This is a genomic window from Bartonella sp. 1-1C (genome assembly GCF_002810325.1).
Lineage (GTDB): Bacteria > Pseudomonadota > Alphaproteobacteria > Rhizobiales > Rhizobiaceae > Bartonella > Bartonella rochalimae.
Map to the genome: position 1 here is coordinate 841,859 of NZ_CP019489.1, position 18,937 is coordinate 860,795.

Genomic DNA, 18,937 nt, shown 5'->3' on the forward strand with positions numbered 1-18,937 from the left:
CGAAAGCAAGTCTTTAAGCTTGCATCTTCTTCATCTTTATTGCAAATTCTATCATTGCTGATAATCAATATACCCAATTATAGGATTAATTGAATAATGCTTAAAACCATGAGAAACTCTGTAAATTCTTGGGTTGCCAAGATTTTTCTTAGCACTTTGCTTTTGTGCTTTATCCTTCTATGGGGTGTACCGCAATTACATACAACGAATAAAAATGAGCTTCTTACTTCCGGAAAATCCACAATAACTGTTGATACTTATCATCTCGCACTTGCTGACCAAAGTTTACGTTTAGCCCTTACTTCTCATCTTGGACGAATGTTTACACCAGATGAAATACAGAAATATAAAATTCCCTTTTTTGTTCTCAATCAATTGCAACAGGATGTGCTTTTTGATGAACAAGCGCGTAAAATGAAAATTAATCTTTCAAAAGACATGATAGCCCGTATCATTGGTAATGATGATATTTTTCAGCATAATAGAGTTTTTAATCGCGATTTATTTCTCAACTATCTTCAACAATTACAGACTAACGAAAATAATTTCTTAAAATACTATACAAAAAAAGAAAAACGTAATCAGCTTATTTCAGCTTCGTTAGCTGGTATGAGAGCGCCCGATATTTTCTATAAAGCACTTGCTACTTATCACGAAGAAAAACGTATCGCTGATTATCTTGTTATAGACCTAAAAAAAGAGAAAAAAATTGCTGATCCTAATCCAGAGATATTAGAAAAATGGTTTGATACTCACAAGAATAAATTTCGTGCTCCAGAATATCGTACTGTCTCTTTATTCTCTATAACATCAGAAGAATTTTTAAAACCACAAAACATATCAGTAAATGAAATACAGACTTATTATACTCAAAATGCCTCACGTTTTATTACTCCTGAAAAACGTATAATTGAAGAACTCCGTTTTTCTACACGTGAAGCCGCTGATAATGCAGCAAAAAAAATAGCAGAGGGCTTAAATTTTGATGCTTTAGTTAAAGAAGAGAAAAAAAACCTCAGTGATATAACGAGGGGGCCTCTAGAAGAAAATGAGCTTCCTAATCATTTAGCATCTGAGATTTTTGAACTCAAAAAAGGAGAAATTAGTGCTGTCATTAATGATCTGCAAGGTCCTGTCATTATTCGCGTTGCACATATTACACCCTCAACTCAAATTCCCCTTCAAAAGGTAGAAAACGATATTCGCCAAACGCTTGCCAAAAACTATGCTGTAACTCATCTGCGCAATAAGTATACAGAAATTGAAAATGCTCGTTTTGAAGGTGCTTCTCTTAAAGAGCTAGCAAAACAGTATAAATTGCCTCACCGCAAAATTACTATTGATAAAACAGGAAAAACAACTGAAGGAATCACACTCACAGACCTACCTGAAAAAGAGGTTTTATTAAATGCTATTTATCAATCACGTGAAGGTATTGATATGGATCCCCTTTCTCTTCCAGAAGGAGGATATCTCTGGTATCAAGTCGATACAATTATCCCTGCCCGTGATAGAACACTTTCAGAAGTAAAACAAAACGCCATTTTTCAATGGAAAGAAGAAGAAATCCAACGTCTTCTTGATGAAAAAGCTCAAAACATCCTCAAGCAACTCGCTAAAGGAAAAAGTCTTGACGCTCTTGCAACTGAGCTTGGTATCATAAAACAAACAACTCCAGCTCTCCAGCGTCAAAACCGATCACAAATTTTCGGCGTTGAAGGAGTTAAAGCACTTTTTTATGGTACCAAAGATCATTACGGCGTAGTAAAAAGCGTAAATGCAGCAAATCGTATTGTTTATAAAATAACGGCATCAATCATACCTAAAAATATTACAGCTCATACTCTTTCACCTGATATACGTACTAATATAGATAAGATGATAAGAGAAGATTTAAAATTAGAAATGTTACAGGTTGCAAACAAAGAATATCCTATAGAAATTAATAATTCCAATTACACTCGGATTTTCAATAATTTTCAATAAAGTACTAAAATTATAATTTTTTCTTGTCTAAATAAAAATACACATTACCTAACCCAATGAGTATATTTATCATAAACTATTAATATATATGAAACATGTTCAATGAAACCTTCATTATCCTTGTGATAAATAATTGCTGAATATACAGAGTAATAACTGCTAATTAAGAAAAAGATATTATAACTATTGTAACTTCTAGTATGATTTAACCTTTTTAATTTTCTTGAATCACTTCCTGATAAATGAATTAGAACTATATAGTATATTTCAACTAAAAAATTAGTCGGGAAAATCTTACTTTAAAAAGCTTATTTTAAATAGAAGATCATAAAAAATTACTATTATATCAAAAAATTAAGTATCAATTCTTAAAGCAAATTTTATAGCTAAACTGAATATATCCAGTTGAAAAATAATGCAGATCTTCTTTGCATCTATAACTATAGGTAAAATGAAATTTACTATCAAAGGAAACAACATGCTCTTTTTCAGGAATGATCATAATTTTGCTAAATAACTACCAATCATGCGCTATTATTAATCACGTCTCTCTAACAAAATAATTAACATTATGAGCTTTTCTAAACTTGAGACATTGATAAGTATCCGAAATTATGCCTCAATAAAAAGATAACTTGTTACTGAAACTTATCCCCCTATTCAAAAAAGCATTCAGATGCTTTTCCTCTTAGTGTTGCTATTTTTACTTGAGCTTGCACAAAATATCATCTTGAATATAGATTATAAGCTATAAATGCACTCATATAAAGCCTAGTTATATTGCAAACAACCAGTAGCTATACCTAATGATCCGCTCAAATCAACTAGTTGTACTGATTGCTTATATTTATAAATTCTTATAGAAAGAAAGCATTAAGTAAAAGAAGATAGACCTGAAACTTGTGGGATAACAACTCTAACTTTTGATTTAGGAGAAATTTCTCCGATTATTTATCCCTGCATATTAATTAGTACCTCTTAGTTTCAAGGCCTATTAAAATAGCTGATAAATCTAAACTCTTTCTCTTCAGAATAACTTTTTCTTGATCTAAATCATTAGTAATAATTAATATTATTTTCCTCCCACAACTATATTATCCATTTTAAAACTATATTGGCTTTACTTACCTTTAATAGCCGATCTAAAAAACTTTCTCGATATGTACAAGTTTCATCTTTTAGTCTATCATAACATTTAATATCCCTATCCTAACAAACATAGTAAACGAAATCAGTACTACAATTAGCCTTGGTTACTTCAATTTGTAAAAAAGAAAATTATAACTAATGTATGTCTCTTAGCCTTCAACTGATTCATTTACATCTGCTATTTTACTTAAGAAACCTTATTCCTGCCTAAAGGACCAACTAATAAGAACAAAAAGTATTTTATTGATTTCTTTAAAATTTTGATTGTATAAAGATAAAATAATGGCACTAATATAAACATATAATATTGATACCATTTTGAATTTCGAGTATAGTAAATATAATGAAAATGAAGGTATTTGCAATCAATGTTAGAAAAAATGATTGATATAATCAAAAAGCCCCTACAACCGAACAGATATTAAAATACATTGATAAGCATGAAAATAGTTTTTCCTATATAAATGAGAATAGCATTTATGCATTACCCCAGCAAAAAAACGATATCAATTTCCAAAGAGTAGTTAAAGTCTTATATCTAAGAGTTTTTATTGTTACTCGTCTCAACACAACAATCAAATCTTTATCAACTCGCTTAATTTTTTCAATCTATAAGTTATCTAAAATCATCCAAAATGTTTTTCGGTTCACTCATATCATGCTTCTATACGAGTAATTGCCTTTTTTATTAGCGTAATTGAACCTTAATAATAAGGAGGTCTTCATAAAAATGGACTATAAACAAAATTTAGCTGAAAATCATCAAAGGAAATTACAACGCGGATTAGACAATCGTCATGTACAACTCATTGCCATTGGTGGTGCTATTGGAACCGGTCTATTCATGGGATCAGGGAAGACAATTAGTATTGCAGGCCCTTCAATCATATTAGTTTATGCTATTATTGGTTGCATCCTTTATTTTGTAATGCGTGCTATGGGAGAATTGCTTCTCTCAAATACACAACAATATCGGTCTTTTATTGATTTTTCAGCTCATCTTCTAGGACCAAAAGTTGGATTTTTTATTGGCTGGACTTATTGGTTATGTTGGATAGTAACTGGAACAGCAGATATTATTGCAATAGGCAGTTATGCACAATTTTGGTGGTCTGAACTCAATCCATGGATTCCTGTTCTCATCTGTATTGTTTTCTTTTTAATATTTAATCTCGTCGCGGTAAAATTATTTGGTGAACTTGAATTTTGGTTTGGCCTGATCAAAATTTTAGCAATTTTAGCATTAATTTTTATTGGATTTTATATGATCTTTATTGGCTTTATCTCCCCACATGGTACTCTTTCTTCTCTCCGTAATGTATGGAATGATGGAGATATTTTTCCTCGAGGTCTTGGAGGCTTCTTTGCTGGATTTCAAATTAGTATTTTTTCCTTCGTTGGTATTGAACTTGCTGGAACAATTGCAGCTGAAGTCAAAGAACCAGGAAAAGTTTTACCAAAAGCAATCAATTCAATCCCTATTCGTATCATACTCTTTTATATTTTCTCTCTCATTGTGATTATGTCAGTTACCCCTTGGAATCAAGTTGCTTCAGATAAAAGCCCATTTGTAGAAATGTTTTTGCTAGCTGGTATTCCAACTGCTGCTGGATTAGTTAATTTCATTGTTCTCATGTCAGCAGCATCTTCAGCAAATAGCGGCATTTTTTCTACGAGCAGGATGATATATGGCCTTGCGACTAAACGAGGAGCACCTAGTTTTTTAGGAAAACTTTCTAAAAATTATGTTCCAGCCAATGCATTATTCTTCTCTTGTTTATGTGTTTTGTTAAGCTATATACTTTTGTCATTATCTCCAACGACTATAAGTGCTTTTACAATTATTACTACCATTGCAGCTATTTTATTTATATTTGTATGGTCTATAATTTTAATCAGCTATATTATTTATCGCCGTGATTACCCTATGCAACACATTACTTCTACGTATAAAATGCCAGGAGGGATTTTAATGTGTTGGTTTGTTTTAGCTTTTTTTATATTTATTCTCTTTTTACTAACATTAGAATCTGATACTTTAATAGCTCTAAAGTACACTCCACTGTGGTTTATTTTCTTAGAAAGCATGTATTTTATTTTCAGAAAAAACAAAGAATAAATTTTCATATAAAAATATATCAAAGATTGCTCTTTTAGAGATAGTTCATCAATTTTTATTAGTTCAATATAAAATTTAGTTGCACTCTTTAATCGATGGTATCATAGCGCGAATTTTTTTACCAACTTCTTCAATAGGATGGATGTCATTTAAACGCCGCATACTTTTAAAACGTGCAGAACCCGCTTTACATTCTTGTATCCAATCTGATGCAAATTTACCTGTCTGAATATCTTTCAAAATACGCTTCATTTCAGCCTTAGTTTTACTAGTAATTAAACGGGGGCCAGATACATACTCGCCCCACTCAGCTGTATTAGAAATTGAACGATTCATATTTGCGATACCACCTTCATAAAGAAGATCCACAATTAATTTAACTTCATGTAAACACTCAAAATAGGCTATTTCTGGTGCATAACCTGCTTCTGTAAGTGTTTCAAAGCCCGCACGAATAAGCTCGACAAGTCCACCACAAAGCACGACTTGTTCTCCGAATAAATCTGCTTCACATTCTTCTCTAAATGTTGTTTCAATCACACCAGCACGTCCACCACCAATATTACAAGCATACGACAATGCTATATCATGAGCGTGCCCTGAATTATCCTGTTCAACTGCGATTAAACAAGGCACGCCACCACAACGTTGATATGCACTACGTACTTTGTATCCTGGCCCTTTGGGTGCAATCATCACGACATCAACTGTTTTTTTGACTTCAATTAAGCCAAAATGAATACTCAAGCCATGAGCAAAAGCAATTACTGCTCCATCACGCAAATAATCACGAATAGAATCTTTATAAATATCGGCTTGTAATTCATCAGGTACTGCCATCATAATGAAGTCTGCCCATTTTGCTGCATCAACAACATTTACAACCTCAAAACCATCTGTTTCAGCTTTTTTGACTGTTTCTGATTCTAATAGCAAAGCAATTTTTATATCTTTAACACCAGAATCTTTAAGATTTAATGCATGCGCACGTCCTTGAGAACCGTAACCAATAATAGCCACTTTCTTTTCTTTAATTAAATTAACGTCTGCATCACTATCATAATAAACATGCATAATAATACTTTCCCATAGACATATTTAAATTGAACTTCAGAACTTTGACGAACAACAAGCAACACACATTGAACATTTTATATTTCACAGATAATCATGCTATCATTTATGATAAAATAGCAGCTGAATAAATTTAAATTTTCTTATTGCAAATAACAAGACCTTAAAGTTATAAAAAATAAAAGCATATTTGGATCTAGAAATAAGCTTCAAAGATTATTGAATAGCAAATAATAATATTCCTAAAAGATACAAAATTTCTTTAATGAAAATAAAGTGTGCTATTCTTGTACAAAATACTTGAAAAAAACAATTAAACTTTTTTATATTCAAGTTTTAAAATACCTTATTTGAACAATTTTTTATCTTCACAGATCTTCCATAAGACCTTCTGCTTTTACAACAAAATTCTTACCTGAAAATAATAATAAAGTAGTTCTCTCTAAACATTTTAATGGCTTAACTAGGATCTAACCAAATACTTGAAAAATGCATTCCCTCCAGAAAAACTATTACATCTCTAAGACATGTATTTTTCACCGTTGAGGGATCATCACAATAAAAATACAGCCATATCTTAGCATTCCAAAATTCCTTCTTTCACAAAACGTTTATAAAGTACAAAACGAAGTGCATTAGTCACCTTAGATGTAGAAGTAATATTCGACACATAAACAGCTAAAGTAAATGAAAAATTCTTACTATCAAATGCTGTAAAACTTACCTGTGGTGCAGGATTTTTTAAAACTCCTTCTATTGTTGAAGCAACCTCTAATAACATTTCAACAACACGCTCTGGATCAACGTTAATCGAAACAGTGAGAGGTATATCAATTCGCCCCATTTTACTAGGACGGGTCCAATTACTTACATTATTATTAATAAGACTTGAATTAGGAACAATAATTGTTTGTCGCTGAAATGTTTCAAGTTCTGTCGCGCGTACACTAATACGTTTTACAATACCATGTACTGATCCAACTTCTATATAGTCCCCCAATTTAAATGGCCGCCCAATTAAAATAATAAGACCAGACACAAAATTCTGGACAATGTTCTGCAAACCAAAACCAATACCAAGCGAAAGCCCACCAGCAATAAGCGCAAAATTTCTAACATTTAATCCTGCAATTGATAATCCTACTAAAGCTGATAAAGCGATACCAACATAATTTATGACCGTTTTGATAGAATTACGTACACCAGAATCGAACTCTCCACGCACCATTATTGTACTATCTAACCAACTAATAAATAAGCGGCTAACAAACAAACAAACAAAAAAGAAGATTATTCCTATGATAATAGAAATCAAAGAAATAGATATATTCCCAATTTGAATATTAGTCATTAATTGCCACAATATTGTTTTTATATCGGAATACGAAAAACCAAACTGCATAAAAATTGGCATTGCGCAAAATACAATAACAACCAAATTGAAAAAAATACTGCTAACAATACCCAATCGATTCATTGTTTTTTCTTCTAGATGAAACCTTTTCATCAAAGCACGACCAACATTCGTTCTGATAAGCTCTCCTTCGTTTCCCATGGCATAAGCGCTTCGCATCCCCAAATACATCAACACTAAAAATGTACTACAGATCACAATCTGTTGCATAATAAAACGAGCAAAACCAATATAACCTAAGAAATTCATTACAATTAACAATAATCCAAGTGTCATGAGTAGAATACGTATACACAACAGCCAAGATGGAGTTCCCTCTCTTGTACTTTGGCGTCTAAATTGCAAAGGTACAAACGAGATAATAAACAACAAGACTCCTATAAGGAAAACAGCAATAAAACTTTTCGCAATAATCAAAGAAAAAGATGCTGATATCATTCGATAGATACTATCCAGAACTGTATCTAGTGCAAACACCACACCTAAAAGAGTTATACAAATTATCAATTGATATGCTGCCAATGGTGTAACATTTAAAAGACGTATATGCGGTCTATACGGTGATAAAAGGATAACTGCTACACGATTCAACAAAAAGACCAATATAATTTGATGCCCAATCGTATGAAATACATCTGTAAGTGTCCCTAAATTTAAACCAAAACTGCGAAATAAAAATAATGTCAGATAAACATAAATAGCACATACAAAAGAAGGCAGTAAAATTGAAATTAAAACAACCAATAAACATTGTAGATAAGATACCTCATCATTTTCTTTGAAAACATCATGCTTTACATATCCAATAAATTTATTAGAAAAATGTGAAAGACCTAGGGTAACAACAAATGGAATAAAAAAAGCACAAAATAATTGTAGAGGTTTAAAATAAAATGCAAATTTCCACCAAGAATCAAAAAATAAAGTAACGTTTGAAAATGCCTCTTTTGTTTTTTCAACAACCTCTTGAACCATTGATGTTGAAAATTTAACTTGTTTAAAAATATATCCAAAAAGCTCTCGAGACTGAGAAATTGTAACTTTTACTATCTCATTTGCAGCTAAAAATATTGCCTCTAATTTATGAATTGCATTATTAATTCTATTTTTTTGTTGTATGATATTTGAGTATTTTTTTCTTTCGCTTTCGAAATTTTTTCGATTATCATCTAGTGCGTTCAATCGGTTTATAATCTCATTAATTTCATTAAGAGAAGTGCGCAAAATAAAAGCTCCCTCCAAAGCTCGTTTACTGATATCTCGTGCTTGTAATCTCCATTTTGTCAAAACATGTTCATTTTCTGGTTTGCTTTCTAAATTTGTTTGTAAAATTTTAATATCCTGTACAAGAGTATCAATAACCGTTTCTTGTTGTTGAATAATTCTATCCACTGATTGTAACTCTATTGACTGTACAACTATCGCAGTTGGCGATGCAAAAACTCCCCATGCACAAAAACTAGAGAAAACATTGGTCAGAAAAATTAAGAAAAAAAGGAAGGTTCCATTTAAAAATGAATACATATTCATCCTCAGAATAAGCATTTATTAAGTACTCCCTTAAAATTATGATGTGCAACAAACACTTCAGTTTTTTATCAAACAAGCTTATAAAGCCTTCCCTCATCCAATAATACTGATAAAAAAATAGATAAATTAAGTTAAAATCAGCAATAGAGAAAAAACATTTAACTGTTTTTTTTGCATTCATATTGAAAAAAGAAATTCTTTTCCTTTATAATTTATCTTTTTTTGTCCAATTCTAGCATTTTGGATAACGTTTAGTTCAAAAACCTATCTCTATATAAACAACATACTGATTATAAAATTTTAAATAGTGCTCTTTTCTCAAAGAAACAGATATAATTAATTCCATTACAAAAGTCGTAAATAAAAAATTGTAATACCCTATAGATACCATAACTTAACAGCTGTACTTTTTTGAAGTATATTAGTATTGAATGTGTTTTCAATTCCTGTCATAATTTTCCTATACAATTTCAAAACCTTCAAATACAAAATTTTTAAATCAACATGCACCTTTCTCACCTTGATCTATAAAAATAATTCTATTGTATGCTTCTCATCTCATTTTAATTATTTTAACGTATCTACTAATTGGAATATATCATGCGTACACCTGCCTGGCTGGCTACTCTTTATTGTTTTATTCTTTTAAGCAGCATCTACGTTGCCTTGCCTAACTTATTTTCGCAAGAACAAATCAAAAATTCAAAATTCCTACCGAATACCCATGTAACACTTGGACTTGACCTTCAGGGAGGATCTTCCCTCTTACTCGAAGTAGATACCAAAACATTAAAACACGATCAGTTACATACAGTTTTAAGTAATGTACGTAAAAAACTGCGTGAAGCAAAAATTCACACATCGAGTGTCCGTATCATTGAAGATAATATTGTCGTTGTTCTTTCTGATACCACGCAAAATAAAAAAGCCATTACTACCTTAGAAACATTAATTATGCCTATACACAATAGCTTTGGTACCACAGCTAGTGATATTGCAATCAACAATCAAAATGAAACTATTCGTGTAACATTAACTGAATCTGGCATAAATGATCGTGTTAGCAAAGCTATCGAGCAAAGTTTAGAAATTATTCGCCGCCGTATTGACCAAGTCGGTGTTACTGAACCTGCCATCCAAAAGGTAGGAACCAATCGTATTATGATACAATTGCCTGGCCTACAAGATCCAAAACAATTACGTGATCTTCTAGGAACTACTGCTAAAATGACTTTTCATCTTGTACCTTCTAATATTGATATCAATAACCCACCTGTAGGTGTTTCAATTCTTTCTGGTTATACAGATGTAAATCAAAAATATGCAATTTATGACCAAATTGCTTTGGATGGAAATGTTCTTAAAGATGCGCGGTCAGGATTTGATCCGCAAATACCAGGACGCTCTATCATCTCATTCACTATGAATTCTATCGGCTCAAAAATATTTGCAGACATAACACGCCAACATCTTAACCGTCCTTTTGCAATTGTTCTGGATAATAAAGTCTTAACTGCTCCCGTCATTAATAGTGTCATCCCTAATGGACAAGGACAAATTACAGGAAATTTTGATTCTAAAGAAGCCTCAACTCTTGCTGCGCTACTACGAGCTGGTGCTTTGCCCGCGCCATTAACCGTTATTGAAGAAAGAACTGTAGGTCCAAATCTTGGTGCTGATTCTATTAAAATGGGCTTATATACAGGCATCATAGGTTTTATTCTCGTTACAGTCTTTATTTTTCTTTTATACGGCATCTGGGGTATTATTGCTGATATAGCGATAGCACTACATACTATTTTGATATTTTCAGCTCTAAGCCTCCTCGGTGCAACACTAACTTTACCTGGAATTGCCGGTATTATTTTAGGTATTGGTATTGCTGTTGATGCCAATATTTTAATTAATGAACGTATTCGCGAAGAAAGTCAAAAAGGTATAAGTGCCTTTGCTGCTTTAGATCGTGGTTTTAAACAAGCTTTTGCAACTATCCTTGATGCCAATGTGACAGCTGTTATTGCAACTGTTTTACTATTTTGGTTTGGTACCGGCCCAGTTCGTGGTTTTGCTGTAACAATGTTACTTGGCATCATTATATCCATGTTTACTGAAATCACCATAGTAAGAATTATGATGATTTGGGTAGTGAATAAATGGAAAATAAAAAAACTGCAGTTTCAATCTTTTTTTAATTTTATCCCTAAAAACACTACTTTTCCTTTCATGAACGCTCGTTTCATTGGTATTGGTATTTCAATTATTTTATCTCTATCTTCAATTTTTTTGTTTTTTAAACCTGGTTTAAACTTTGGAATTGATTTTGTTGGTGGCAGTCAAATGACCATTACAACAAAAACACCCGCAAATTTAGCAATTTTGCGTTCAAATCTTTCTGCTCTTAATATTGGTGAAGTTACACTACAAAATATTGATAACGAAAATACGATACTGCTTCGTACACAGCAACAAAGTGGTGGAGAAGTTCAACATGCTATCGCTATTGATAAAGTCAAAAAAACTGTGCAAAGTATTTACCCAGATACAACATTCGATCAAACGGAAGTTGTTGGTCCTAAAATTTCAGGAGAGCTTGCTACAGCTGGTATTATTGCTGTCATTTTAGCAACAGTCGCTATGTCTCTCTATATATGGTGGCGCTTTGAATGGTTTTTTGCTATTGGAGCAATAGTTACACTTATCCTTGATATTACGAAAATGGTTGGTTTTTTTGTTTTATTTCAATTTGATTTCAATTTAACAGCTATTGCTGCTCTTTTAACAATTGTTGGTTATTCAATTAATGATAAAGTTGTTGTATATGACCGAATGCGTGAAAATATGCGCCTTTATAAACAAAAACCACTGCGTGAAATAATTGATCTTTCAATTAATCAGGTTTTTGTACGCTGTATTTTTACATCAACCACTACGATATTAGCTATGTTACCTATGGCTCTATGGGGAGGAAATACTGTTAATAATTTTGCATGGCCTATAGTGTTTGGCATTATTATTGCAACATCCTCTTCTATTTTTATTGCAGCTCCCATTTTATTATTATTAAATAATTGGTGCTATAAAAAGAATAAAAGAAACAACAACTCAAATTATATAACTACCAATTAAAATAGCGCGTTAATTTATATAATATGTTACTTTATTTCTTTTTTTTTAATTATAATCATTGTGACAACTATTTCTAAAGAAAGCACTACATTACAATTATGCCTCACGATACGCCATTAATTACAACTATTGTTGCAGGTTTATGTTTAGCATTTATTTTCGGAATGATTGCTAACCGTTTGCGTATCTCTCCATTAGTAGGGTATCTATTAGCTGGTGTCATTGTGGGACCTAATATAGGTAGTTTTAAAGTAGATTCTGTTTTGATCAACCAACTTGCTGAAATCGGTGTTATTTTGCTGATGTTTGGTGTTGGCCTGCATTTTTCATTAAAAGATCTTTTATCTGTTAAAGCCATAGCTATTCCTGCAGCCATTACACAAATGGTATTTGCTACTTTTCTTGGTTTATGCCTGGGTTGGATTATGGGATGGGGATTTAGTGATGGTTTAGTATTTGGTTTAGCATTATCAACAGCAAGTACTGTGATCTTGCTGCGTGCTCTGCAAGAACGATGCTTGATTGAAACAGAAAAAGGACGTATCGCCGTTGGTTGGTTAATCATTGAAGATTTAGCTATGGTTCTAATACTAGTTCTTATACCTGCACTAGCAAACATCCTCGGTAGTACAAAAAAAGAACCAATCGGCCCTCTTGTTCAATGGTTTCATTTAAATGTCTGGGGAATTGTTGGACTAACGATTTTAAAAGTTATTGTATTTGTTGCTCTAATGTTCGTTATTGGAAGACGTTTTATACCGTGGTTACTAAAAGTGAGTGCACAATCTGGCTCGCGTGAATTATTTCGTCTTAGTGTTTTTGCTATTGCATTAGGAGTAGCTTTCGGAGCCGCTCATTTATTTGGTGTTTCACTTTCTCTTGGTGCTTTTTTTGCAGGTATGATGATGAGTGAATCAGAATTAAGTCATCGTGCTGCAGAAGAATCTTTACCACTGCGAGATGCATTCTCAGTTCTTTTTTTTGTTTCTGTAGGCATGCTATTTGATCCTATGAAAATTCTAACCAACTTTTTTTCTTTTCTCGCAACCTTATCAATTATCATCATAGGAAAATCTGCTGCTGCTTTTTTTATTGTTAAAGCTTTTCGCTATTCTAATGGAACAGCTTTAACTATTTCGGCTAGCCTAGCACAAATCGGAGAATTTTCTTTTATCCTTGCAGGACTAGGCTCAAACCTTGGACTTCTAAATAACAATGCTCGCGATTTAATTCTTGGAGGTGCAATCCTTTCTATCCTACTCAATCCCCTTGTTTTTGTTGCTGTTGATAAAATTAAAAAATATCTAGAAAATTCTTCTGCTAACGCGCAAGATAAACAAACAATTATTAATATCGATCCTGAAGATTCCGACGAAGAAGCTCTGTCAATTACTTCAAAAACTGATCATATTGTGATTATTGGTTATAGCTGTATTGGAAAATACATAACACTATCTTTAATGGAAAGAGGTCAGCCTATTATAGTAGTTGAAGAATCAAAGCGCCTTGCTGATAAAGCAATAGTAGACGGAATCGAAACAATTTGTGGTAATATCATTAAAAAAGAAATTATTAATGCAGCCAACATTAGAGGTGCATGTAAAGTCGTTATTACAATGCGAAGCACTATTGAAGCAGGACAATGTATAGCAAACATACGCCACCTGAACAAAAACCTTCAAATAATTGCTCATGCACTATCTGAATCAGAAACATCTTATTTAATGGATTTAGGAGCAGATATTGTAGTGACGAATGACAAAGAAATCGCTAATAGTTTTATTGGATATATCATTGGACAGAAATTTGTAATGAATACGCCTAATAATGAATTAACTTTACAAAAAATGTAAATAAAAACAAAAACGGATAAAGAAGTGTGAAACTACAGAAATTTATATGGCCATTGATTGGCATCTTAGCAATGTTGATATCGATTCGCATTCTTTATATAAAATTATCTACTATTTCGCTTAGTGCTGTATTAGAACGTCTTTCTAATTTAAGCACGCATCATTGGCTTTTAGCATGTCTTTGCTCACTCATCGCTTATACAGCTCTCGCTGGTTATGATCGAATTGCCTTGCAACATCTTGGTCGTAAAATTTCTTGGGTATTTATAGCTTTATGTTCATTCACTACTTATGCACTTTCACATAATATCGGTGCATCAGTTTTTTCCGGTGCTGTTATACGTTATCGCGCTTATACAATAAAAGGGCTCAGTGGAACAGAAATTGCTATATTAGTGGGTTTTTGTTCATTCACTTTTGTAATTGGTACAATCTTACTTTCCGGCATTGTTTTAATTTTACAACCAGAAATTATTACCCTTATTCATAATGATCTTCCTCAATGGTTAGGGAAGGTAATTGGTGTGATTTTACTTTCCTGTATAGCTCTTTATATTTTCGGTAGTTGGCTGCAATTAAAACCTTTACGTATAAGCAAAAAAATTTATCTTTTTTATCCACGTCTTCAAATTGTTATTCGACAACTTATTATTAGCCCATTAGAGATTTTAGGAGCAGCAGGAATTATATATGCTGTACTACCACATAATGCTGATATTAATTTCATCTCTGTACTTGGTGTATTCCTTGCATCTTTCTCTATAACTCTTCTTTCCAATGCTCCTGCAGGAGGTATGGGAGTACTTGAAGCTTTATTTATAACAGGCATGCCTAATACAGACCCAACCGATGTTATTGCAGCACTTATCGTATTTAGGATGCTCTATTTGATCATACCATTTATCATTTCACTATTCTTTATAGCAATCTTTGAAACTAAACAATATTTTAAACGAATACAACAAACCCCGCCTGAATAAAAAATAATTTCTTCTTTTTTATACTATATTGATACAAGCTAATAGCTAAACTTAACTAATAAGGATACCCACAGGAAAACTCGTTTAAAACTTAATCTGTTCCATATAATTAGTAATCTGCGATTATGATAATGGTTATATAATCGATGCAAATGATTCTTCTATTATATTGCAATATTAATTATAACTAAATTTGCTTCTCCATTGATTTCATTACCATGATAATTAGTCCTTCTAATGTAAAACAATTGGAGAAATAAGAACTTTAGCGATATTCCGTCGATCCATTTCAATGACTTTAAAACATAAACCTTCCGCTTCAAAACTTTCACCTTCATTTGGTAAATGCCCTAAACGCCAAAGCATAAACCCTGCAAGCGTAGTATAACGATCTGCTTCATCAACAAGATTACATTCAAGGTAACCGCTTAAACGACGAATATCAGCATATCCCTCAATAAGTAAGCTTCCGTCTTCGAGCTTTTCTGCCACAACAGATTCTTCATCATCAGGAAAATCACCTGCAATCGCCTCAAAAATATCTGTTGGTGTCGCAATACCTTTCAAAGATCCATGCTCATCAACAATAATCGCAATTTGAATTGGAGAATGGCGTAATTTCTCCATTAATCGTAAAACACCTGTATTCTCATGAACAACAAGTGGCTCACGCATAGCTTTTTGCCAATTAATCTTTTTACCTTCAGCTAGATTTAAAAGAAGATCTTTCGTTAAAGCAACACCAACAAATTCATCTATTTTTTCACGTGCAAGAACTAAGCGACTATGCTTAACGCGTTGCAATTCTTCACGCATTTCATTTTCATCACCATTTAAATCTAACCATTCAATCTCATTACGTGGAGACATAATAGAACGTACAGGACGATCTGCTAAATCAAGGACACCACGAATCATCTCTTTTTCTTCTGGCCGAAAAATTTCTGAAGTAGCAGCTTGTTCAACAATAACATCTACAGTTTCACTAAGATTTCCACCTTTTTTCCCACCTCCTAAAAGCCTCAAGACAGCATCAGCCGTCCGTTCACGTAGATCATTTGTTGTAATCATCTTTTCACGATTACGACGTCCAATTTGATTAAAAACTTCAATCACAACTGAAAAACCAATAGCAGCATACAAATAACCCTTGGGAATATGAAAACCAAAGCCCTCAACAATGAGAGTAAAACCGATCATCATCAAGAAACCAAGACACAAAATCACAATAGTGGGATGACGATTAATAAAACGCATAAGAGTTCCTGATCCCCACATCATCACCCCCATAGCGATAATAACCGCTATATACATAACCATTGTTTGGTCTTTAGCAATCATACCCGTTGCAGTGATAATACTATCAAGAGAAAACACTGCATCAAGCACAACAATTTGAATAATTACTTGCCAAAAAACAGCATAAATAACTCCTTTTTTTTGTGTATGCATCGTACCTTCTAGTCTTTCGTGTAACTCTAGTGTTCCTTTTGCTAATAAAAAAGCTCCACCACTAATCAAGATTAGGTTATGCCAACTAAATACAAAGGACGAAATAGAAAAAATTACCTTATCAAAACTCATTACCCAACCAATAACCGTGAGAAGAAAAAGTCGCATCAATAACGCTAAAGTTAGACCTATAAAACATGCACGATCACGTAAATGTAATGGTAATTTTTCTGCTAAAATCGCAATAAAAATAAGATTATCTATGCCTAACACAATTTCGAGAAAAATTAATGTAACCAAGCCAAACCACGCATGGGGATCAGTGATCCATTCCATTATAACTCACCATTTAAAAATATCTTGAAAATTAAAAAGCTTAAATACACGTTGCTGATGAAAGAAATCATAAACTTTCATCCGCATAAGTCATCAATAATGTCGAATACAAATAAACTACATGGAAAAATAAGTAGCTAAGTATATTCAAAGCAGTGCTTGAACTCTTATGATTGTTGATAAAATATAACAATAACCCACACCACTTGTTACTACAAGAAGGCTCTCCTGAATCTTGCCCAGGCATTACGCTCGACAACCCTCCAATTATCGTTCTATATCGAGTAGAACATCTATTTATAGCATACCCTAATTAATAGGTTTATTTTTATATAATATCAAGAGGAGAAGAATATTTTTTAACTTATAGCGTAACTATAAGCTCTTTTTATTCCATAGAAATAGATCAAAAACAACAAGGCCATCTAGACATCCCCTTTTTAGAGCGTTATAGAGGATTTTTCATTTTTACCTCTTTAAAAATTGTGGGTGATTAGCTCAGATGGTAGAGCAGCTGACTCTTAATCAGCGGGTCGTGGGTTCAATTCCCTCATCACCCACCAATAAAGCTAATTTGTTAATAAAAAAACACAAATAAAATTATAAAAATATACTGCCATTAGATTTAAGTATCTTTTCTGCTCAAAATTGATTTACCTTAAATTCAGTGTACTCTTAAATCTAAAAAGTATTTTACCATTTATCTCTAAAAAATATCCTGATATTAGAAGGACGTATTTAACCTACTTGAAAATATCAATAGTCCTCAAAAATTTTTATCACTCTGAAAATTTTACTTTTACATTAAAGATCATAAAAATTTTACAATAAAATCTAAATGCTGTTAAAACTTTAATAATCTTCATAGATTTCAAGGATTTAAATTTTTCTAAATCTTAAATCTTTTACTGGTATAAAAGTCATTATTTACATTAAAAAGAAATTTGGTAAACAATTAGATATATGATAAAGTTTGTTAATGAATTATCGGCATATTTATCATGCTGGCAATTTTGCTGATGTCTTTAAACACATTATTGTCACACGTATCATAGAATATCTTAAGCGCAAAGAAAAAGCCTTTCGCGTTATAGATACGCATGCGGGTATTGGACTCTATGATCTTTCTTCTGCAGAAGCACATAAAACAGGAGAATGGCGTGAAGGCATCGGACGACTTCTATCAATTCCCATCCCCCAAGACTTAAAAGAGCTTCTTACCCCATGGTATGATGTTATTTTTGCAATCAATAAAGGAACTAAAGAAATTTCATTCTATCCTGGATCACCTATTCTTATTCGCCAACTATTGCGTAAAAAAGATCGATTAACCGCAATTGAATTGCACCGTGAAGATTACCAAATTTTAGCCAGTTACTTTTCTGGTGATTACCAAACAAAAATTCTGCACTTAAATGGTTGGCTTTCTTTAAATTCCCATCTACCACCAAAAGAAAAGCGTGGACTTATTTTCATTGATCCCTGTTTTGAACAACCGAGAGAATTTTCCCGCTTCATTGAAGGAATAGTGAAAGCATATAGACGTTTCTCTGGAGGAGTATATGCTTTATGGTACCCTGTTAAATATAATAAAGAGATTGAACTTTTTCTTCATGCACTTCATAAAACAGAAATTCCAAAAATTTTACAGCTCGAGATGCATATTGGGAAAAGCACATCCCCACCTAAAATGAATGGTAGTGGAATGATTCTTATTAATCCTCCTTATCTTCTTGAAGACGAAATTAAAAAAATCGCTCCTTTCCTTATCAATCATCTTAGAAGAGATGAGCATGCGCATATTATACAAAAATGGCTTTCATAGAACTAACCTATTCTCTAGTATTTTTAATAAAAATACACACTAAAGATTATCAATTCCGATACCATAAATAGAAAAAACAGCAATTCATAAACA

General features: G+C 32.5%; 9 protein-coding genes and 1 tRNA gene. 7 read left to right on the forward strand and 3 right to left on the reverse strand.

What is annotated here, in order from left to right:
* Positions 1–96 precede the first annotated feature (96 nt).
* Positions 97–1,986, forward strand: a complete 1,890-nt coding sequence (locus B11cv2_RS03805) for a peptidyl-prolyl cis-trans isomerase (RefSeq protein WP_100693386.1) — start codon at positions 97–99, stop codon at positions 1,984–1,986.
* A 1,879-nt stretch (positions 1,987–3,865) separates the two neighbouring features.
* Complete coding sequence (locus B11cv2_RS03810; protein WP_100693387.1) at positions 3,866–5,254, forward strand: amino acid permease; 1,389 nt, start codon at positions 3,866–3,868, stop codon at positions 5,252–5,254.
* Between the two features lie 75 nt (positions 5,255–5,329).
* Here the strand turns inward: B11cv2_RS03810 and ilvC are convergent, their stop codons facing one another.
* On the reverse strand, positions 5,330–6,328 hold the full coding sequence (gene ilvC / locus B11cv2_RS03815) for a ketol-acid reductoisomerase (RefSeq protein ID WP_100693388.1): 999 nt from the start codon (positions 6,326–6,328) through the stop codon (positions 5,330–5,332).
* Positions 6,329–6,905: 577 nt separating this feature from the next.
* Positions 6,906–9,266: a mechanosensitive ion channel domain-containing protein gene (locus B11cv2_RS03820; RefSeq protein WP_100693389.1), complete on the reverse strand. Its 2,361-nt coding sequence runs from the start codon at positions 9,264–9,266 to the stop codon at positions 6,906–6,908.
* A gap of 606 nt (positions 9,267–9,872) precedes the next feature.
* Here B11cv2_RS03820 and secD point away from each other — a divergent pair.
* From secD to B11cv2_RS03835, 3 genes are all read left to right on the forward strand, one after another.
* Complete coding sequence (secD, locus tag B11cv2_RS03825; protein WP_100693390.1) at positions 9,873–12,398, forward strand: protein translocase subunit SecD; 2,526 nt, start codon at positions 9,873–9,875, stop codon at positions 12,396–12,398.
* Between the two features lie 98 nt (positions 12,399–12,496).
* Entirely contained in the window at positions 12,497–14,251 is a 1,755-nt protein-coding gene (gene ybaL / locus B11cv2_RS03830) for a YbaL family putative K(+) efflux transporter (protein WP_100693391.1), read from the forward strand.
* Between the two features lie 26 nt (positions 14,252–14,277).
* Positions 14,278–15,231, forward strand: a complete 954-nt coding sequence (locus B11cv2_RS03835) for a YbhN family protein (RefSeq protein WP_100693392.1) — start codon at positions 14,278–14,280, stop codon at positions 15,229–15,231.
* 234 nt (positions 15,232–15,465) lie between these two features.
* Here the strand turns inward: B11cv2_RS03835 and B11cv2_RS03840 are convergent, their stop codons facing one another.
* Complete coding sequence (locus tag B11cv2_RS03840; RefSeq protein WP_100693393.1) at positions 15,466–17,019, reverse strand: TerC family protein; 1,554 nt, start codon at positions 17,017–17,019, stop codon at positions 15,466–15,468.
* A gap of 487 nt (positions 17,020–17,506) precedes the next feature.
* On the opposite strand from B11cv2_RS03840, the gene B11cv2_RS03845 reads away from it, so the two are divergent.
* A tRNA-Lys gene (locus tag B11cv2_RS03845) sits at positions 17,507–17,582 on the forward strand.
* A gap of 416 nt (positions 17,583–17,998) precedes the next feature.
* On the forward strand, positions 17,999–18,844 hold the full coding sequence (locus B11cv2_RS03850) for a 23S rRNA (adenine(2030)-N(6))-methyltransferase RlmJ (RefSeq protein ID WP_100693394.1): 846 nt from the start codon (positions 17,999–18,001) through the stop codon (positions 18,842–18,844).
* Positions 18,845–18,937: the final 93 nt, after the last annotated feature.